This window comes from Variovorax sp. OV084 (assembly GCF_900111625.1).
Taxonomy (GTDB): domain Bacteria; phylum Pseudomonadota; class Gammaproteobacteria; order Burkholderiales; family Burkholderiaceae_C; genus Variovorax.
In genome coordinates this window covers 225,876-244,587 of the sequence record NZ_FOII01000005.1, presented here as the reverse complement: position 1 = coordinate 244,587, position 18,712 = coordinate 225,876, and the positions used below count along the sequence as shown (strand labels likewise).

The following is an 18,712-nucleotide window of genomic DNA, read 5'->3' as shown; positions in this document are numbered from 1 at the left end:
GAATTACTTGGCCTGGGTCTGGTAGACGTACGGCTGCATCGGAACGCGGGCTTCGCTGTACTCCTCCAGCAGGCTGCGGTCGAGGTGCTTGTCCCAGAGGAGGGCGCGGCCGGCGCGCTGTTCGGCTTCCAGCGTTGGCTTCTTTTCCTTCATCTCCTCGATGAAGTTCGTGATCTCGGAGGTGTAGTGGGGGCGGCGGAAGATGGACATAGACTGGACCTTTATAACGCGAATTTTACCGGGGACGGCATGAAGCAACGGCGAGGATGGCAGATCGGCATGGCAACAGGGTTTCTGGCGGCGGTGATGGCTCTCGTGGGATGCGACTCGAAGAACATCTCCGAGCTTGAAGAGGGCGTGTCCACCGAGGCCGACGTACGCGCCCGTTTCGGCCAACCCGAGAACGTCTGGGACGCCCCAGGCGGTGGCCGGGTGTTCGAGTACAACCGCCAGCCGGCGGGCCAGAAGAACTACATGATCACCATCGGTGCCGACGGCAAGATGAGCGCGCTGCGCCAGGTGCTCACGCCCGAGAACTTCGCCAAGGTGCAGCCCGGCATGATGATGGAAGACCTGCGCAAGATGCTGGGCAAGCCCGCCAAGGTCACGCCCTATGCGCTCAAGCGCGAGACCGAATGGGAATGGCGCTGGGTGCAGCCGCCGAACTCGGCCATGGTCTTCATCGCCACGCTGAACGACGACCAGCGCGTGGTGCGCAGCGGCTCTTCGCCTGACCGGGGTACCGAAGCCCCGTAGTCTCCATGGCGGCTATGCGCCATGCGACGCGCCGGGCTGGCCCGTCGTCAATTCCTCGGCAAAGCCCGAACGCACCAGCACCTCGAGCGGTTGCGGCTGCAACGACTCGATGCGCAACAATCCGTCGCGCGCCAGCACCGCCCGGTGCAGCTGCCGCAGCGCATCGACACCGGTGGCGTCGATGTAGATCAGGTGCGTGGCGTCCAGCACCACCGTCATGCCGCGCGGCGCGCGCTCGGCGGCATTCACCGCCTCGTCGAGCTTGGCCGCCGCGCCGAAGAACAGCGCGCCGTACAGGCTGTAAGTAAGCACCGGCGGCTGCAGCGTGACCAGTTCGACGCTGAACAGCCCGTTCATGCGCCGGATGAAGAGGGCGCAGGCCAGCACGATGCCCACCTGCACCGCCACCGTCAGGTCGAATACCACCGTGAGGAAGAAGGTGCCCAGCATCAGCAGCCGGTAGTGCCGGCTGAAATGCCGCAGCTGCGTGGGCGTGAACTCGCGCCATTCGCCCATGTTCAGGCCCACGAACACCAGGATGCCTGCCAGCACCGCGAGCGGCACGTGGCGCGCCAGCGGCGCCGCCAGCAGCACCACCGCCAGCAGCGTGATCGCATGCACGATGCCCGCGATCGGCGAGGTGCCGCCCGAGCGGATGTTGGTGACCGTGCGCGCGATGGTGCCGGTGGCCGGCATGCCGCCGAAGAAGGGCGTGACGATGTTCGCGATGCCCTGTGCCATCAGCTCCTGGTTGGGGTCGTGGCGCGGCTGGCCGCTGAGCTGATCGGACACGCGCGCGCACAGCAGCGATTCGATGGCGCCGAGCAGCGCGATGGTCAGCGTGGGCGTCACGAGCTGCTTCACCGTCTCCCACGAAAAATCGGGCAGCGCGAAGGCCGGCACGCCTTCGGGAATGCCGCCGAAGCGCGTGCCGATGGTTTCCACCGGCAGCTCGAAGCCCCATGACACCAGCGTGAGCGTGACCAGCGCCACGATGGGCCCCGGCATGCGCGCGCCCACCTGCACGGCGCGCGTGCGCGCCACCCGGCCAGCGACGCGCAGCACCGCGGTGCCCACCTTCGAGTCACTGCTCAGCAATAGCGGCCACAGCAGCAGCCCCGCCACGCAGGCAATGCCGAGCGCGAACGCATAGGGGTTGAAGGTGCCGATCTGCAATGCCATTGCATGCAGCTGCGAGAACACGTCGGCCGGCATCTTCGCCACCGTCAGCCCGAGCAGATCTTTCAACTGCGACAGCAGGATCAGCACCGCGATGCCATTGGTGAAGCCCACCACGATCGACAGCGGCACGAAGCGCACCAGCCGCCCCAGCCCGAACAGCCCCGCCATGAACAGCAGCACGCCCGCGCACGCGGTGGCAATCAGCAGGTTCGCCACGCCGTAGCGCTCGACGATGCCGTAGACGATCACGATGAACGCCCCCGCCGGCCCGCCGATCTGCACCGCCGAGCCGCCCAGCAGCGAGATCAGGAAGCCCGCGATGATCGCCGTCCAGATGCCCGCCTCGGGCTTGAGCCCCGAGGCGATGGCAAAGGCCATGGCCAGCGGCAGCGCGACGATGCCGACCGTGGCGCCCGCGCCCAGGTCCTTGAAGAAGCGCTCGCGGTCGTATCCCGCGAGCGCGTCCATCAGGCGTGGGCGGAAGCGGGTGAGGTTCAGCGGGGAATGCATGAGTCGCTCATTGTGGACTGCCCCCTGCCGTGCGGCAGGCCGCAGACGGGTGAGTCATGCCGATGCGAACTTTCGCTCAACTTATCCGGAACAAAGGATCCCGATACATTTTTGACATTCATTGACATTTGGTCACCGAAATTACCGAGGTTCGTCCGATGCACATCCTGCTTGTCGCAAGCGCGTTCAACAGCCTGACGCAACGGGTTCTCGCCGAACTCCAGGATCGCGGCCACACCGTCGGGGTGGAGCTGGCCCTCGGCAATGACGAGGCCCTGCGCGAAGCCGTGCGGTTGCATTCGCCCCAGCTCATCGTGGCGCCGATGCTGACCACCGCCATTCCCCAGGACATCTGGACCGCCCACACCTGCCTGATCGTGCATCCCGGCCCGCCGGGCGACCGGGGGCCCTCGTCGCTCGACTGGACGCTGCAGGGCGGCGTCGAAAGCTGGGGCGTCACCGTGCTCGAGGCCGTGGCCGAAATGGATGCGGGCGATGTCTGGGCATGGTCGCCGCTGAAGGTGCCGCCGCTGGCCGGCAAGAGCGACCTCTACCGCGGCGAGGTGGCCGACGCCGCGCTCGATGCGGTGCTGCTGGCGGTGGAGCGCTTCGCCTCGGGCAAGTACAAGCCCCAGAAGCAGAAGACCGCAGCCCTTGCCGCCGGCTGGCGGCCCTTCATGAAGCAGGCGCAGCGCCGCATCGACTGGGCGACCGACACGACCGAGTTTGTGCTGCGCCAGTTGCGAGCGGCCGATTCGCAGCCCGGCGTGCTCGATGAACTGCTGGGCGCGCAGTGGTACCTGCACGGCGGCCATCCCGAAGACGAGCTGCGCGGCAACACGCCCGGCGAGCTGATCGCCACCCGCGCCGGTGCCGTCTGCCGAGCCACTGTCGACGGTGCGGTATGGATCGCGCAACTGCGCCCCTGGCGCGAGCCCGGCTCACGGCTGCCCAGCTACAAGCTTCCGGCCGTGCAGGCGCTCGGCGAGCTGCTGCCCTTCGAAGTGCCGGAGGTGCCAGCACCGCTGCAGTTGCCGGCCGGACGCCGCACCTGGTCCGACATCCGCTACAGCGAGCATGGCGCGGTCGGCGTGCTGAACTTTTCATTCCCAGGCGGCGCGATGAGCACCGTGCAGTGCCGCCGGCTGCTGCAGGCCTATCGCTTCGCCTGCACCCGTCCGACCTCGGTGCTGCTGCTCGGCGGCCTGCGCGATTTTTTCTCCAACGGCATCCACCTCAACGTGATCGAGGCGGCCGACGACCCGGCCGAGGAGTCGTGGGCCAACATCCACGCGATGAACGACCTGGTCGAGGCGGTGCTGAGCACCACCGACCGACTCACCGTGTCGGCACTCGGCGGCAATGCGGCGGCTGGCGGCGTGATGCTCGCGCTGGCGGCCGACGAAGTGTGGTGCCGCGACGGCGCCGTGCTCAACCCGCACTACACGCTGATGGGCCTGCACGGCTCCGAATACTGGACTTACACCCTGCCGCGCCGCGTCGGCGCCGCCGAGGCGCAGCGTTTGACCCAATCGGCCCTGCCCGTGAGCGCCAGGCGCGCCGTCGAACTCGGCATGGCCGAGCGCGTGCTGCAGGCCGCGCCGGAAGAGTTGGGCGATGAAGTGACGCGGCTGGCCGCGCAACTGGCCGCCTCGCCGGACCTGGCCGCGCGCATCGCGAAGAAGCAGGCGGCGCGCGCGCAAGACGAAGCCGCAAAGCTGCTGCAGCAGTACCGCGATGAAGAACTGGCGCACATGCGCCGCAATTTCTTCGATGCCAGCGAGCCGCACCGCGCATTGCGGTCCGCGTTCGTGCGCAAGGAGAAGGCGCTGCACACGCCGCCGCATGTCGCCCGATTGGGGCTCGCCGCGGACTGAGCGGGCGCAGGCCGCGGCCTTCCGTCGTCAGGGTTGCGCCAGCTCCGCAAGAATCGCTTCGCGGTCCTGGTCCAGCCGTGGCGGCTGCCGCAGCACCTGCGTGCGGTGGCCACCCACGTGCACCGGGTTGCCCGCCACCGTGAGCGGCCGGCCGCTCTGCGTGCGCACCTGCACCAGCATCTCGCGCGCCTGCACCTGCGGGTCGTTCACCACCGCGGCCACGTCGTTGTAGCCGCCCGTGGGAATGTTGTGCTGCATCAGCAGCGCCTGCCAGTGCGCGCAAGTCGCCGACGCCAGGCGCTCTTCGAGCAACTGCTTCAGCACCTCGTGGTGCTGGCAGCGCCCGGGGTTGGTGGCAAAGCGCTCGTCGTCCCGCAGTGCCGGCAATTCCAGCACCGTGCACAGGCGCTGGAACAGCGCGTCGTTGCCCGCCGCGATCACGAACCAGCCGTCGGAAGCACGGAACACGTCGAAGGGCGTGATCGACGGGTGCCGCGAGCCGATGGGCCCCGGCGCGCGGCCATCGGCCTCCATGCGCGAGATCGCGTTCTCGAGCAGCGCGACCTGGCAGTCGAGCATCGCCACGTCGACCCTGTCTCCCAGGCCGGTGCGCCCGCGCTGCAGCAATGCGGCCTGCGTGCCGATGGCCGCATACAGGCCCGCGCCCAGGTCGCCGATCGAGACGCCCACGCGCGTCGGCGGCGCGCCGGGGTGGCCGGTCAGGCTCATGATTCCGCCCATCGCCTGCACCACCATGTCGTAGGCGGGGCGCCTGCTGTAAGGCCCCGTCTGTCCGAAGCCCGAGACCGAGGTGAACACCAGTTTCGGAAAGCGCGCATGCAGCGTCGGCCAGTCGTAGCCCAGCTTTTCCATCGTGCCGGGTCGGAAGTTTTCGACCAGCACGTCGGCCGTGGCCAGCAACGACTCGAAAACCGCCCGGTCGGCCGGCGCCTTCAGGTCCAGCGCAATCGACTCCTTGTTGCGGTTGACCGACATGAAGTAGGCCGAGTCGCCCTCGACGAACGGGCCGATCTGGCGGGCATCGTCGCCCAGCCCCGGCTGCTCCACCTTGATGACGCGCGCGCCCAGGTCGGCAAGCAGCAGCGTGCAGTACGGGCCCGCGAGCACGCGCGTCAGGTCGATGACGGTAAAGCCGTGCAGCGGGCCCGCCGTGGCTGCGGCTGTGGCTGCGGACGCGTTGGAAGAAGTGCCCGGCATCATTCGACGGTCGCGCCCGAGCGCTCGGTGAGTTCCTTCGATTTCGCGCCTTCGGCCGTGGCCCAACTGCGGAACTCGGCGAGCGATTTCGATGGCGCCGATTCGTTGCCCGACTTTTCCATCCGCGCCTTCACGTCGGGGTCGTTCAGTGCCGCCACGCTGGCGTCGAACAGCTTCTGCGCCATTTCAGGCGGCAGGCCGGCCGGTGCGAACAGGCCGAACCAGAAGGTGTAGTCGTAGCCCTTCACGCCGGCCTCGGCAATGCTCGGCACATCGGGAAAGAGCGGCGAGCGCTGGCCTGAGGTCACGGCCAGCACGCGCAGCTTCTGGCCCTGGGCCATCGGCAATACCGATGGCGGCGTGCCGAAGGTCAGTTGCACATCACCCGCGGCAACTGCCTGGATCGACGGGGCGCCGCCCTTGTAGGGCACATGCAGCATCGTCACGCCGGCCGCCTTTTCGAACGACAGGCCCGCAAGGTGGGTCACCACGCCGGTGCCCGACGACGAATAGGCCAGCTTGCCCGGGTTCTGCCGCGCTTCGGCAATCAGTGCCTGCACGGTCTTTGCGCTCACGTCCTTGTTGACGGCGAGCAGCATCGGGGCCGAGCTCCAGCGCGAGATGGGCACGAAGCTCTTCGCGCCGTCGTACTTCACGGCTTTGTAGAGCAGCTTGTCGCTGCCGTATAGGTTGGCGCTGCCCAGCAGCAGCGTGTAGCCGTCGGGCGCCGCGCGCGCCACCTGGTCCGACGCGATGGTGGTGCCCGCGCCGGGCTTGTTGTCGATGATCACCGGCTGCCCCAGCAGCTTGGCCATCTTGTCGCTGACGATGCGTGCCACCGTGTCGGCCCCGCCGCCGGCGGGAAAGCCCACCACCAGCGTGATCGGCCGCGTGGGGTAGCTGTCCGCCAGGGCGCCGGCCGAAGCCAGCAGCGCCGCGGCGGCGAATGAAATGGCGCGAAGTTGTTGCTTCATGTCTTTGTCTCCGGTTTCTTGTCGTATCGATGGGGAGGGCGGCGCCCGGTCAGCGGCCCTTGAAGACCGGCAGGCGCTTCTCGCGCCAGGCACGGCCGCCCTCGGCCAGGTCTTCGGAAGCGACGGTGCGCTGCACTTCGCGCTGGATCGAAGCGGCGTCGGCACTGCCGCGCGCAATCTGGTTCAGGTGCTTCTTCATGCCGAGCAGCGCCAGCGGCGCCATGCCGGCGAGCGTGGTGCGCAGGCGCAGTACTTCGGCGCCGAGCGCCTGTGCGTCGTCGACCAGTTGCGTGAGAAAGCCGCAGTCGCGCATGGCGGGGCCGTCGAGCTTTTCGGCGGTCAAAAAGAGCCGCTTGGCCGTGTCCAGCCCGAGCCGCGACACATAGCGCTCCATGCCGCTCTGGTAGTAGTGCAGGCCGAGCCGGGCGGCGGGCATGAACATCTCGGCGCCGCGCACGCCCACGCGGAAGTCGCAGGCCAGCACCAGGTCGGTGGCGCCGCCGAAGACGCCGCCATGCACCGCCGCGATGGTGACGGCGCGGCAGTTTTCGAGCGCATCGACCATGTCCCCGAAGCTGCGCCCCTCGGTCTGGCTGCTGGAGGCCACCTCTGATATATCGTAGCCGCTGCAAAAATACTTGCCCTCGGACCGGAGGACCAGCACCAGCACTTCAGGTGAGCGATTCACCGTCTCCACGAGGCGAACCAGCTCGGGCAGGTCCTCCGGCACGAGCTTGTTCGCGGCCTGCGGGCGGCGCAGCGTCAGGAAGGCGACCGGGCCTTCGATGTGGAGTGTTGGGAGCATTGATGTACCAAATGACTGAATTGATATATCTGCAAGGTTAGCTAATATCGCGATTCCCATGCAACCCGCGAAAACCCTCGACCCCCCCAGCCTGCAGGACCAGATCCGTGGCCGGCTCGAAAAAGACATCCAGCAAGGCACGCTGTCGCCCGGCACGCCCATCGACGAAAAGGCGCTGGCGCTGAGCTTCAACACCTCGCGCACGCCGGTGCGCGAGGCGCTGCTGCTGCTGAGTGCGCGCGGCCTGGTCGACATCGTTCCGCGCACCGGCATCTACGTGCGCCAGCTGCGGGCGAACGAACTGGTCGCGATGATGGAAGCGCTGGGCGAGCTTGAAGGCGTGCTGGCGCGGCTGGCGGCGTTGCGCATCGGCCCGGCGTTGCGCGACGAGTTGCTGCGCGCGCTGGCCGGCACCGCCGCGCAGGCGGAGGCGAACGACGCGTTGGCCTACCAGCAGGCCAACGCCGTGCTGCACGACGTGATCTACCGTGCCAGCGGCAATCCGTTCATCGTCGAGCAGGCGCAGACGGTGCGCCTGCGCATCGCGGCTTACAGGGGGCGGATGTTCGAGAAACCCGGGCGCCTGGCCGCTTCACAGCGGGAGCACGAACGGGTGGTGGAGTGGATCCTGAAGGGCCACGCGGACAACGCCGCGGAGGCGATGCGCGACCACATCTCGGTGGGCGGCAAGGTGTTTGCCGACCTCGTGCTGAACAACAAGTTCGGCTAGCCCGGCCAGTCGCCCGGCCGGACCTGTTTTTCTTTTTCTTCTTCTCTTTCAGCGAACGCGCATGCCCGGCGTCGCGCCCGGCCACGGCTCGAGCACATGGATGCCCGGGTGGGCCTTTTCGTCGCCATGGCTCGCAGCCAGAACCATGCCTTCGCTGACGCCGAACTTCATCTTGCGCGGCGCGAGGTTGGCGACCAGCACCGTGAGCTTGCCCACGAGTTGCTCGGGCTGGTAGGCCGATGCGATGCCGCTGAACACGTTGCGGGTCTTTCCCTCGCCCGCGTCGAGCGTCAGGCGCAGCAGCTTGGTCGAGCCCTCGACCTTCTCGCAGGCCACGATCTTCGCGATGCGCAGGTCGATCTTCGCGAAGTCGTCGATGGTGATGGTGGGCGCGATGGCTTCGCCGCCCGGCAGCGATTCTTCTGCCACGGCGACGGCCGGTGCGGGCTCGGGCGCGTCGAACAGCTTGTCGACCAGCTTGGCATCGGCACGCTGCATCAGGTGCTTGTACTCGCCGATGGCGTGGCCCGCGGGCAGTGACTGCGCCGCGTCCGCCCAGACCAGCGGCGAAATCTTCAGGAAGGCTTCGACGTTCACAGCCAGCGCCGGCAGCACCGGCTTCAGGTACAGCGTGAGCAGGCGGAAGGCCTCGATGCACACGGTGCACACGTCGTGCAGCCGCGCCTCGGCGCCTTCCTTCTTGGCCAGTTCCCAGGGCTTGTTCTGGTCGACGTATTCGTTCACCTTGTCGGCCAGCGCCATCACCTCGCGCAGCGCGCGGGCGTAGTCGCGGCCGTCGTACAGAGAGTGCAGCTGCGGCGCTGCATCGCGCAGCGCGAACAGCAGTGCGTCGCCGTCGGCCGACACCTCGCCCAGCTTGCCGCCGAAGCGCTTGCCGATGAAGCCAGCGGCGCGGCTCGCGATGTTGATGTACTTGCCCACGAGGTCGCTGTTGACGCGCGCGACGAAGTCCTCGGGATTGAAGTCGATGTCCTCGTTGCGGCCGTTGAGCTTGGCGGCGATGTAGTAGCGCAGCCATTCGGGATCGAGTCCGATCGACAGGTACTTGAGCGGGTCGATGCCGGTGCCGCGGCTCTTGCTCATCTTCTCGCCGCTCACCGTGAGGTGGCCGTGCACGTAGACGGCGTCGGGCGCCTTGCGGCCGCTGAAGTGCAGCATCGCGGGCCAGAACAACGTGTGGAAGGTGATGATGTCCTTGCCGATGAAGTGCACCTGCTCCAGGTCGGGGTCGGCCATGTACTCGGTGTACGAGATGCCGTCGCCGCCGAGTTCGATGCAGCGCTTGTCGAGCAGGTTCTTCAGCGAAGCCAGGTAGCCCACGGGCGCATCGAGCCACACGTAGAAGTACTTGCCCGGCGCATCGGGAATCTCGATGCCGAAGTAGGGCGCGTCGCGGCTGATGTCCCAGTCGCCGAGGCCGCCCTTGCCTTCGTCGTCCTTGTAGAGCCATTCGCGGATCTTGTTCTGCACCTCGGGCTGCACGTGGCCCGCGGCGGCGGTCCATTCCTTCAGGTAGGCCTCGCAGCGTGGGTCGGAGAGCTTGAAGAAGAAGTGCTCCGAGCTGCGCAGTTCGGGCTTTGCACCCGACAGGGCCGAGTAGGGGTTGATCAGCTCGGTGGGCGCGTACACGGCGCCGCACACCTCGCAGTTGTCGCCGTACTGGTCCTTCGAATGGCAGTTGGGGCACTCGCCCTTGATGAAGCGGTCGGCCAGGAACATGCCCTTTGCGGGGTCGTAGAACTGCTCGACGCTCTTGGTGGCAATCAGGCCGTTGGCGCGCAGGTCGCGGTAGATGTCCTGCGCCAGCTGGTGGTTCTCGGGCGCATCGGTCGAGTGCCAGTTGTCGAAGGAGATGTAGTAGCCGTCGAGATACGGCTTGCGGCCCGCGGCGATCTCGGCCACGAAGGCCTGCGGCGTCACGCCGGCCTTGTCGGCCGCGATGGTGATGGCCGCGCCGTGCGCGTCGTCGGCGCAGACGAAGTTGACGTCGGCGCCATTCATTCGCTGGTTCCGCACCCAGATGTCGGCCTGGATGTACTCCATCATGTGGCCGATATGGAACTTGCCGTTGGCATACGGCAGGGCGGTGGTGACGAAGAGCTTGCGCGGGGCGGACATCGGGAAGGGCGCTTTCGGGAGTGGCTGACTGGACTGACTGACGGGAACCGGGCATTTTAGGTGGCGGCGTCCCGGGAGGTGTTCGATGGCAGCATCGACCCCATGACGCATGCCATCGATCTCGCCGCCTATATCGCCGGATTCGCCGGTTCGCCCCTGGCGCCATGGGCAGCCTCGCTGCCCTGGGAACTGCCGCCGCGCACTCCTGAAATCGTGCGCCGGTTACTGGCCGGGCTACCCGCCGGCGACTACGTCGTCGAGGGCGAAGTCGCCGTTCACCGCAGCGCCCGGGTCGAGCCGGGCGCGGTGCTCAAGGGCCCGCTGATCCTCGGGGCGGACTGCTTCGTGGCCGCCGGCGCCTACCTGCGGGGCGGCAACTGGGTCGACGCCCGCTGCACCATCGGGCCGGGCGTGGAGCTGAAATCGTCCTTCGTGTTCGAGGGCACGGCGCTCGCGCACTTCAACTTCGTCGGCGACTCGGTGATCGGCGCGGGCGTCAACATGGAAGCCGGCAGCATCATCTGCAACCACCGCAACGAGCGTGCCGACAAGCAGATCCTCGTGCGAAGCGGCGAGGGCGGCTCGCTGCAAGGCACGGGCTGCGACAAGTTCGGTGCGCTCGTCGGAGATGGGGCGCGCATCGGCGCCAATGCGGTGATCGCGCCCGGTGCCCTGCTTGTGCCGGGCCGCGTCGTGGACCGCATGACGCTGGTGGACGAGGAATTGCCCGGCCGATAAAGTCGAGGCGACAAACAGGGAGGAAGAAGACCATGTCTGACGATCGCTTTGCCCCACCGACCGCGGAAGTGCTGATGCCTGTCGTCGCGCCGCAAGTGCCAGATGCCATACGCAAGAAGATCCGTCTTGCCTGGGGCGCCGGCCTGGTTTCGGCGGCGGTGACGCTCATCTTCGTCCTGATCGCGGTTTCGGGGACGAGCCTGCTCGGCTTCGGTCTCGCGCAACTGCTGGACGTCGCGGTGATCCTGGGGCTGTCCTTCGGGATCTACAGGAAGAGCCGTGTTTGCGCGGTACTGATGCTGCTCTACTTCATCTATTCCAAGTTCCTGATGATGCGCATCGGCGGTATCAGCGGTGGCAACGTGTTCACTTCGCTGCTCTTCCTCTATTTCTACGTACAGGGCGTCATCGGCACCTTCGCGTACCACAAACACCTCAAGCAGAAGGTGCCTTGAGCGTGGGGGCGCTCGGCACTGTCTCGCGCGCGACGTATGCTCCAGCCCCCGATACAGAAAGCGAGACGCAGCCGATGACCACCCCCTCCATTCCCGCAACCCTGATCCCCGGCGACGGCATCGGCCCCGAAATCGTCGACGCCACGCTGGCCGCGCTCGATGCGCTGAAGGCACCCTTCACCTGGGACACGCAGATCGCCGGCCTGGGCGGCGTCAAGGCGTCGGGCGATCCGCTGCCGCAAGCCACGCTGGACAGCATCCGCCGCACCCGCCTAGCCCTGAAGGGCCCGCTCGAAACCCCTTCGGGCGGTGGCTACCGCTCGTCGAACGTGCGGCTGCGCGAGGAATTCCAGCTGTACGCCAACCTGCGCCCCGCGCGCACCATCATCCCCGGCGGCCGCTTCGACAAGATCGACCTGGTCGTCGTGCGCGAGAACCTCGAAGGCCTCTACATCGGCCACGAGCACTACGTGCCTATCGACGGAGACCCGCATGCCGTGGCCATGGCCACCGGCATCAACACCCGCCAGGGCAGCCGCCGCCTGCTCGAATACGCCTTCGAGACGGCAGTGGCCACGGGCCGCAAGAAGGTCACGATCGTGCACAAGGCCAACATCATGAAGGCGCTCACGGGCATCTTCCTGGAGACCGGCCTGGACCTCTACGAGAAGAAGTACAAGGGCAAGTTCGAACTCGACACGGTCATCATCGACGCCTGCGCGATGAAGCTGGTGCTCAACCCCTGGCAGTTCGACATGCTGGTCACCACCAACCTGTTCGGCGACATCCTGTCCGACCTCGTGGCCGGCCTGGTCGGCGGCCTGGGCATGGCGCCCGGCGCCAACATCGGCGCCGACGCCGCGATCTTCGAGGCGGTGCACGGCTCCGCGCCCGACATCGCCGGCAAGGGCATCGCCAACCCCACCGCACTGCTGCTGGCGGCCGCGCTGATGCTCGACCATGTGAAGCTGCCCGAACTGGCCACGCGCCTGCGCACGGCCATCGACGAGACGCTGAACATCGACAAGGTGCGCACGGGCGACCTCGGCGGCACGGCGGGCACGGTGGCGTTCACGAAGGCGCTGGTCAGCCGCATCAACGGCGGTTGACCGGAGCGGGGCTCGCGGGCGCTGCATGAGAAGGCTTCTGCTGCTCCTGGGGGCTCTGCTGTTCGCAGGCTTCGCTGCGGCCGACCCGCGCTTCACCGTGGTGAAGGTCGACCTGCGTACCGAGCGGCTCGAACTGTTCCTGCGCGACGACGCGGGCGTGCCGTTCAAGCGTTTCGACCGGCTCGATGCCTGGCTGAAGGAGCGTCACCGCCAACTGGGCTTCGCGGTGAACGCCGGCATGTATCACGAGGACTTTTCCCCGGTCGGTTTGCTGGTGCGCAATGGCCGCGAAGAGGCACCGCTCAACCTGGCCGACGGTGCCGGCAATTTCTTCCTCAAGCCCAACGGTGTGTTCCTCGTGTCGGACATGGGGCCGCGCGTGGTCGAGTCGTCGGAATACCCGGCGCTGGCGCAGGGCGTACGCCTCGCCACGCAGTCGGGCCCGCTGCTGCTGCGCCGCGGCGTTGTGCACCCCGCTTTCATTCCCCATTCCGATTCGCGCAAGATCCGCAACGGCGTCGGTGTGATCGGTCACACGGCGATCTTCGTCATCAGCGAGACGCCGGTGAATTTCTACGAGTTCGCGCTCTACTTCCGCGATGTGCTCCACTGCCGGGACGCGCTGTATCTCGACGGCACGGTTTCGGCACTGCATTCGACGGCGCTGCACAGAAGCGACTTCGTGCGGGAGCTGGGGCCTATCCTTGGCGTCGCGTCGCCCTGAGTGCGGCGCCTGCCTGCCTTCTGCGTTTCATCATCGATCCCCGAGCCATGTCCACCACACCGCTGCCCGTTCTGTCCCTTCTCGAAACCCGTGTCCTCGGCGTGCTGGCCGAAAAGCAGCGCACCGTGCCCGACAGCTACCCGCTCACGCTCAATTCGCTGGTGTCGGGCTGCAACCAGAAGACCAGCCGAAACCCCGTGCTCGAACTCGCCGAGTCGCAGGTGCAGGCCGCCATCGACAGCCTGAAGGGCTACAGCCTTGTCGCGGAAACCAGCGGCGGGCGCGCCTTCCGCTACGAGCACAACATCGACCGCGTGCTGCGCATCCCGTCGCAGTCGGTCATCCTGCTCACCGTGCTGATGCTGCGCGGGCCGCAGACGGCGGGCGAATTGCGCATCGCCTGCGACCGCATGCACAACTTCGCCGACATCTCGTCGGTCGAAGGCTTTTTGAATGAGCTCGCGGAACGACCGGCCGGTGCGCTGGTGGCGAAGCTGGCGCGCTTGCCCGGTGCGCGCGAGAGCCGCTGGGCGCATCTGCTGAGCGGTGCGCCGGCGGAAGAGGTGGCTGGGCCCTCCGATGTGCCTTATGCCGCGCACGATGTGTCGCTGGGCGAGGTCGCGGCGCTGAAGGCCAATGTGGCGCGGCTCGAAGCCGAGGTAGCGTCGTTGAAGGCGCTGCTGGGGCGCGTGTGTTCGGAGCTGGGAATTTCCGAAGAGGGATGATCGCACCACTTCACGCGGGCTTCACGCGGCCCGCACATTCGGTGTCTAACTTCGGCCCCCATTGCACACATCAATGGAGCACCGGCCATGGACAACGGACCCATCGGACACACCGCAGCGTGGCGCGACCACATGCCCTTCGACGACATCACCCGGCGCGCGCTTGCGTGTCTTGCCCTCCTGGCGGGCGTCGCGAGCCTCTACGCGTTTTTCTGGTGGGCCGCGTCAACCACCGGCTTCTTCTTTTTCGAGGGCTATCGCCATACCTGGGAGGGCCTGGGCACGGCACTCGCGTTCCGGGACATGGACACGGCGTATTACCTGCTCAGCTGGGTCTTCTCTGTGTTCGGCGGGCTGTTCGGCTGGGCCGCGCTGATCGGGTTTGCCGTGACGCATCGGCGTGGTTGGGATGCGGTCTCGCGCTGGATCAAGATCGGCTGCGCGGTCGGCGCGGCGGCTGGGCTGGCGTTCGAGCCGGGCCGGCTGCTGGCGCTGGGCCCCATCGTCTGCGTGATGGCGCTGCTGTTGCGGTCGATGCTGATGCCGGCAAGGATTGCGATCAGCCCGAGGCAACAGGCACATCAAGGCTGAGCTTCACCGCATCCATCGTGACCAGCGTGCGAAAGCGCTTCACGTTGTTGCTCTGGAAGAAAAGCTGCCGCGTCAGCGCCGTGTATTGCGCCATGTCGCGCACCACGAAGACGAGGATGAAGTCCCACTCGCCCGTTACGTAGTAGCACTGCTGTACCTGCGGGCAGTCCCTGAAGCTCTGCTTCATTGCGTCGAGCAGTTCGATCTGCTCGCTCTCCGTTTCCACCTCCGCCACGATGGTCAGCGGGTGGCCCAGCGCGGCGGGCGACAGCACCGCGCCGTAGCGCTGGATCACGCCCTCGTCGCGCATGCGCTTGAGCCGCCGGTTGACGGCTGCGGTCGACAGGTGCACGCGCTCGCCCAGTTCGCTCTGCGGCATGCGGCTGTCCGCCTGGATCAGCTCCAGCAGGCGAAGGTCGAGGGTGTCGAGCGGCGTCATGAAATGGGAAGTGACGCAAAAACGTTGCGTCGAAGGCGATGATTTTGCGCGCCCATACCGCCGCATTGTCAATAGCATCTCGCCATGAACCTCACCGATGCACCCCTGCGCGAAACGCTCACCGGCTGGCGGCGGCAACTGCACGCCATTCCCGAAACCGGCTTCGAGGAAGCGAAAACCTCGGCCTTCGTCACTCGGGTGCTGAGGGCGCTGGGCCTCGAGGTGCATACCGGCATCGGCGGCACCGGCCTCGTGGCCAACCTGAAGGTGGGCAGCGGCAAGGGCGTGATCGGCCTGCGCGCCGAGATGGACGCGCTCAACATCACCGAGCTGCCCACCGACCGCGCGTACGCATCCGGCACGCCCGGCAAGATGCACGCCTGCGGCCACGACGGCCACATGTCGATCATCCTCGGCGCGGCGCAGTTGCTGCGCGAACGGCAGGACTTCGACGGCACCGTGCGCTTCATCTTCCAGCCGGCAGAGGAGCACGGCCGCGGCGCGAAGGCGATGATGGACGACGGCCTGTTCGATCGCTTTCCGGTCGACGAGATCTACGGCCTGCACAACATGCCCGGCATGCGCGCCGGCACCATCGCCACGCGCACGGGCGGCCTCATGGCGAGCGAAGACAACTTCGTGATCCACGTGAAGGGCCGCGGCACGCATGCCGCGCGGCCGCACATGGGCATTGACCCGATCGTCATCGGTGCGCAGATCGTGCTGGCGCTGCAGAGCATCGTTTCGCGCACGCTCGACCCGGGCGCGCAGGCGGTGGTTTCGTGCACCGAGTTCATCACCGACGGCATCCGCAATGCAATTCCGTCGAACGTCGTTATCAAGGGCGACACGCGCAGCTACGACCCGGCGGTGCAGCAGATGCTGGCCAAGCGCATGCGCGAGATCAGCGAGGGCATCTGCCGCATGCATGGTGCCGAATGCGATTTCAGCTACACGCACGAGTTCGCGCCCACCGTGAACTGGGCCGAATGCGTGCCCACGGCGGTTGCCGCCGCCACGGCCATCGTGGGCGCCGGGAACGTCGATGCCAACGTGGCGCCGATGATGATTTCGGAAGACTTCGGCGCGTTCCTGAAAGTCGTGCCCGGCGCCTTCGTGTTCCTGGGCAACGGCGCCGAAGGCGAGCCGGGCGGCACGCCGCTGCACAACGGAAGCTACGACTTCAACGACGAGGTACTCGCAACGGGCGCCCGCTATTTCGCTGAGATCGTCCGCCTGCGCCTTCCCCGGCACAACGAAACAAGAGACTGACCGGCATGCTGTTCACCAACCCCCAGGCGCGGCGTAGCGCTTATGACGAATCGTTGAGCGAGATGATGAACATCGCGCGCGGCCAGGAGAGCCGGCAGTGGCTGTCGCACTGGAACCGGCTCGCGCCGCACCCCACGCCGGCATGGCCGCTGCCCCGGCTGGCAGCGCAGCTGGGCATCGGCCAGTTGGTCGTCAAGGACGAATCGAAGCGCTCGGCGCTCGGCAGCTTCAAGGTGCTGGGCGCGCCCATTGCGCTGCTGCGGCTCGTGCTGCGCCGATGGCCCGACCGCGGATGGACGCCCGCGGAGCTTCTGGCGGGCAGGCATGCAGCGGCGCTGCGCGACTTCGTGGTCGTCAGCGCCACCGACGGCAATCACGGCCGCGCGCTCGCAGCAGCTGCGCAGAGCATTGGCTGCCGCTGCGTCATCGTGCTGCATGCCCAGGTCAGCGAGGAGCGCGAAACGCCGATTGCCGCGCTCGGCGCGGAGATCGTGCGCATCGCCGGCAACTACGACGAGTCGGTAGAAGAAGCCGCGCGCCTTGCCCGCATCAATGGCTGGGAGGTGGTCTCGGACACCTCCTACGACGGCTACGAAGAGGTGCCGCGCGATGTGATGCAGGGCTACGGCATCCTGGCCGACGAGCTGCTCGAAGACGTTGCCGCCGGCGCACCGTGCCCGTTCACCCACGTCATCGTGCAGGGCGGCGTGGGCGGGCTGGCCGCAGGCGTCGTCAGCCATTTCTGGGAGCGCTACGGTGCGGCACGGCCGACCTTCATCGTGGTGGAGCCCGAGCAGGCCGACTGCCTGCTGCAAAGCGCGCGCAGCGGCCGGCCCGATCGCGCAACGGGCTCGGTCGATTCGGTGATGGCGGGGCTGGCCTGCGGCGAAACCTCGCCGCTCGCATGGCGCTTTCTTCAACCGGCCGTCGACCTGTTCATGACCGTGACCGACGCGCAGGCCGAGCAGGCGATGCGCACGCTCGCGAGCGGCGAGGCGGGCGACGTGCCCGTGCTGAGCGGTGAATCCGGCGCGGCCGGCCTGGCGGCGCTGCAGGTGCTGGCCGCCGACCCCGCGGCCCGAGATACCTCGGGATTGGGCCCCGATGCACGCGTGCTGCTCATCAGCACTGAAGGCGCGACCGCGCCCGGTGTGTATCGCGCATTGACGGGGCGATCAGGCGAGGAGGTCGTCGCGGCGCAGCGGCAGTGGCTGGCGCGCGAGGGCATGGTCGAGCAGGCCGCCACCTGAGCGGCCAGACCCCTCAGGCCACGTTCCAGCCGAAGAAGCGCAGCACCTCGTCGCGCTGCTTCATCGCATCGGCGCGCCCCAGCGCCATCAGCTCGCGCGTGTAGCCCGACTCGAACAGCAGGTAGCTCGCGAGCGCGCCGCCCTTCACATCGGCCGCCACCTTCGAGCCACCCAGCAGGTGCCGCACCGCGCTGGGCAGGGCGTCGACGTGGCGCGCCGCGATCACGTCGAGGCGCTCCGACGGCGAGATCACCAGCAGGTCGAGCGGGCGCAGCGCGCTCGCCGCGCGCGCCTCTTCGGGAATCAGCCCCAGCGTGTGGTTGATGCGGCGCAAGCGCTCGATGTCCACCGCCAGCGCATCGAGAAAAATGCTCGACAGCGCATGGCCCGCGATCTGCGCCATCGTCGGATAGCCGCTGTGGGTGTTGGGCGCGTCGGCGTCGCGCGGCTCGTGCATGCGGCCCGCGCCGATCACCACGATGCGTTGCGCGCCCAGGTGAATGGCTGCCGCGATGGGCGCCGACTGGCGCATCGAGCCGTCGCCGAAGTACTCGGTGTGCCCCTGCATCGGCAAGGCCGTGGCCGGAAACACGAAGGGAATGGCCGACGACGCCAGCAGGTGGGTGTGCGTGATGCGGTCGCGCACCGACAGGCGCTGCGAGCGCACCCATGGCTCCATCGGCACGGCCGCCTCGAAGAAAGTGACGTGCTCGCCCGAGCTGTAGCTCGAAGCCGTCACGGCCAGTGCCTGCAGGTGGCCTTCCTTCATGAGCTGCGGCAGCCGCTCGAGCGGCACCATGCGTTGCAGCAGCTCGGCCAGCGGCGTGTTGTCGAGCAGCGACTTCGGCTTGATGCGCATCCAGTTGGCCGCGAAGCGCCCGAGCCCGAGCAGCATGCGCCAGCGCGCGCCGCTGCCAATCACCGAAAGCGAATCGGCGCGGTACACCTGCTCGGCGCGGAACTGGCCCCAGACCTCGGCGATGTGTGCCACCACGTGGTCGAAGTTGTCGCAGCCGCAGGCCAGCACGGCTGCGTTGATGGCTCCGGCCGAGGTGCCGGTGATGACCTGAAAGGGGTTGCCCGTGCCGGCGGCAGGGCCGACAGAGCGCCGGATCTCGGCAATGGCCTCCAGCACGCCCACCTGGTAGGCGGCCCGGGCGCCGCCCCCGGTGAGCAGGAGGCCGGTGGCGACGGGGCTTGTCTCTGGCATTTTTGGTT

The 18,712-nt window shown here is 67.5% G+C and carries 19 protein-coding genes; 11 read left to right on the top strand and 8 right to left on the bottom strand.

Going from position 1 to position 18,712, the window contains the following annotated elements:
- Positions 1–3: 3 nt before the first annotated feature.
- The gene (locus tag BMW87_RS16245) at positions 4–210 is read right to left on the bottom strand and encodes a DUF3460 family protein (protein WP_093058036.1); all 207 of its coding nucleotides are present in this window, start codon (positions 208–210) and stop codon (positions 4–6) included.
- Positions 211–279: 69 nt separating this feature from the next.
- On the opposite strand from BMW87_RS16245, the gene BMW87_RS16240 reads away from it, so the two are divergent.
- Positions 280–756: an outer membrane protein assembly factor BamE gene (locus BMW87_RS16240; protein WP_093077423.1), complete on the top strand. Its 477-nt coding sequence runs from the start codon at positions 280–282 to the stop codon at positions 754–756.
- A 12-nt stretch (positions 757–768) separates the two neighbouring features.
- Here the strand turns inward: BMW87_RS16240 and BMW87_RS16235 are convergent, their stop codons facing one another.
- The gene (locus tag BMW87_RS16235) at positions 769–2,448 is read right to left on the bottom strand and encodes a SulP family inorganic anion transporter (RefSeq protein ID WP_093058035.1); all 1,680 of its coding nucleotides are present in this window, start codon (positions 2,446–2,448) and stop codon (positions 769–771) included.
- Positions 2,449–2,606: 158 nt separating this feature from the next.
- Here BMW87_RS16235 and BMW87_RS16230 point away from each other — a divergent pair, with 158 nt between their 5' ends.
- A complete protein-coding gene (locus tag BMW87_RS16230) occupies positions 2,607–4,325 on the top strand; it encodes an enoyl-CoA hydratase-related protein (protein WP_093077421.1) in 1,719 nt (572 codons plus the stop codon).
- Positions 4,326–4,352: 27 nt separating this feature from the next.
- On the opposite strand, the gene BMW87_RS16225 is transcribed toward BMW87_RS16230, so the two are convergent.
- Genes BMW87_RS16225 through BMW87_RS16215 form a run of 3 tightly spaced genes read right to left on the bottom strand, consistent with a single transcriptional unit; the run spans position 4,353 to position 7,322 of the window.
- Complete coding sequence (locus tag BMW87_RS16225; RefSeq protein ID WP_256216799.1) at positions 4,353–5,546, bottom strand: CaiB/BaiF CoA transferase family protein; 1,194 nt, start codon at positions 5,544–5,546, stop codon at positions 4,353–4,355.
- On the bottom strand, positions 5,543–6,517 hold the full coding sequence (locus tag BMW87_RS16220; RefSeq protein WP_093058033.1) for a Bug family tripartite tricarboxylate transporter substrate binding protein: 975 nt from the start codon (positions 6,515–6,517) through the stop codon (positions 5,543–5,545). The genes BMW87_RS16225 and BMW87_RS16220 overlap by 4 nt, the downstream gene beginning before the upstream one ends.
- 49 nt (positions 6,518–6,566) lie before the next feature.
- Entirely contained in the window at positions 6,567–7,322 is a 756-nt protein-coding gene (locus tag BMW87_RS16215) for an enoyl-CoA hydratase/isomerase family protein (RefSeq protein ID WP_093077420.1), read from the bottom strand.
- A gap of 58 nt (positions 7,323–7,380) precedes the next feature.
- On the opposite strand from BMW87_RS16215, the gene BMW87_RS16210 reads away from it, so the two are divergent.
- Entirely contained in the window at positions 7,381–8,052 is a 672-nt protein-coding gene (locus BMW87_RS16210; protein WP_093077418.1) for a GntR family transcriptional regulator, read from the top strand.
- A 48-nt stretch (positions 8,053–8,100) separates the two neighbouring features.
- Here the strand turns inward: BMW87_RS16210 and metG are convergent, their stop codons facing one another.
- Positions 8,101–10,191, bottom strand: a complete 2,091-nt coding sequence (gene metG / locus BMW87_RS16205) for a methionine--tRNA ligase (RefSeq protein ID WP_093077417.1) — start codon at positions 10,189–10,191, stop codon at positions 8,101–8,103.
- A 60-nt stretch (positions 10,192–10,251) separates the two neighbouring features.
- Between metG and BMW87_RS16200 the strand changes: the two genes are divergently transcribed.
- The 6 genes from BMW87_RS16200 to BMW87_RS16175 all read left to right on the top strand — a co-directional run bounded on the left by BMW87_RS16200 (position 10,252) and on the right by BMW87_RS16175 (position 14,533).
- Positions 10,252–10,929, top strand: a complete 678-nt coding sequence (locus tag BMW87_RS16200; RefSeq protein ID WP_256216797.1) for an LbetaH domain-containing protein — start codon at positions 10,252–10,254, stop codon at positions 10,927–10,929.
- Between the two features lie 32 nt (positions 10,930–10,961).
- Positions 10,962–11,384, top strand: a complete 423-nt coding sequence (locus BMW87_RS16195) for a hypothetical protein (protein ID WP_093077415.1) — start codon at positions 10,962–10,964, stop codon at positions 11,382–11,384.
- A 74-nt stretch (positions 11,385–11,458) separates the two neighbouring features.
- A complete protein-coding gene (locus tag BMW87_RS16190; RefSeq protein ID WP_093077414.1) occupies positions 11,459–12,493 on the top strand; it encodes an isocitrate/isopropylmalate dehydrogenase family protein in 1,035 nt (344 codons plus the stop codon).
- A 25-nt stretch (positions 12,494–12,518) separates the two neighbouring features.
- Complete coding sequence (locus BMW87_RS16185) at positions 12,519–13,217, top strand: phosphodiester glycosidase family protein (RefSeq protein ID WP_093077412.1); 699 nt, start codon at positions 12,519–12,521, stop codon at positions 13,215–13,217.
- A gap of 47 nt (positions 13,218–13,264) precedes the next feature.
- Positions 13,265–13,942, top strand: a complete 678-nt coding sequence (locus tag BMW87_RS16180; RefSeq protein ID WP_093077411.1) for a YceH family protein — start codon at positions 13,265–13,267, stop codon at positions 13,940–13,942.
- An 87-nt stretch (positions 13,943–14,029) separates the two neighbouring features.
- Positions 14,030–14,533: a hypothetical protein gene (locus BMW87_RS16175; RefSeq protein ID WP_093077409.1), complete on the top strand. Its 504-nt coding sequence runs from the start codon at positions 14,030–14,032 to the stop codon at positions 14,531–14,533.
- Here BMW87_RS16175 and BMW87_RS16170 read toward each other — a convergent pair.
- On the bottom strand, positions 14,502–14,972 hold the full coding sequence (locus tag BMW87_RS16170; protein WP_093077408.1) for an Lrp/AsnC family transcriptional regulator: 471 nt from the start codon (positions 14,970–14,972) through the stop codon (positions 14,502–14,504). The two genes, BMW87_RS16175 and BMW87_RS16170, sit on opposite strands and share 32 nt — an antisense overlap.
- Before the next feature lie 84 nt (positions 14,973–15,056).
- On the opposite strand from BMW87_RS16170, the gene BMW87_RS16165 reads away from it, so the two are divergent.
- The gene (locus tag BMW87_RS16165) at positions 15,057–16,244 is read left to right on the top strand and encodes a M20 aminoacylase family protein (RefSeq protein ID WP_093077406.1); all 1,188 of its coding nucleotides are present in this window, start codon (positions 15,057–15,059) and stop codon (positions 16,242–16,244) included.
- A gap of 5 nt (positions 16,245–16,249) precedes the next feature.
- On the top strand, positions 16,250–17,494 hold the full coding sequence (locus BMW87_RS16160; protein WP_093077405.1) for a diaminopropionate ammonia-lyase: 1,245 nt from the start codon (positions 16,250–16,252) through the stop codon (positions 17,492–17,494).
- A gap of 13 nt (positions 17,495–17,507) precedes the next feature.
- Here the strand turns inward: BMW87_RS16160 and BMW87_RS16155 are convergent, their stop codons facing one another.
- The gene (locus BMW87_RS16155; protein WP_093077403.1) at positions 17,508–18,704 is read right to left on the bottom strand and encodes a patatin-like phospholipase family protein; all 1,197 of its coding nucleotides are present in this window, start codon (positions 18,702–18,704) and stop codon (positions 17,508–17,510) included.
- Between the last annotated feature and the right edge of the window lie 8 nt (positions 18,705–18,712).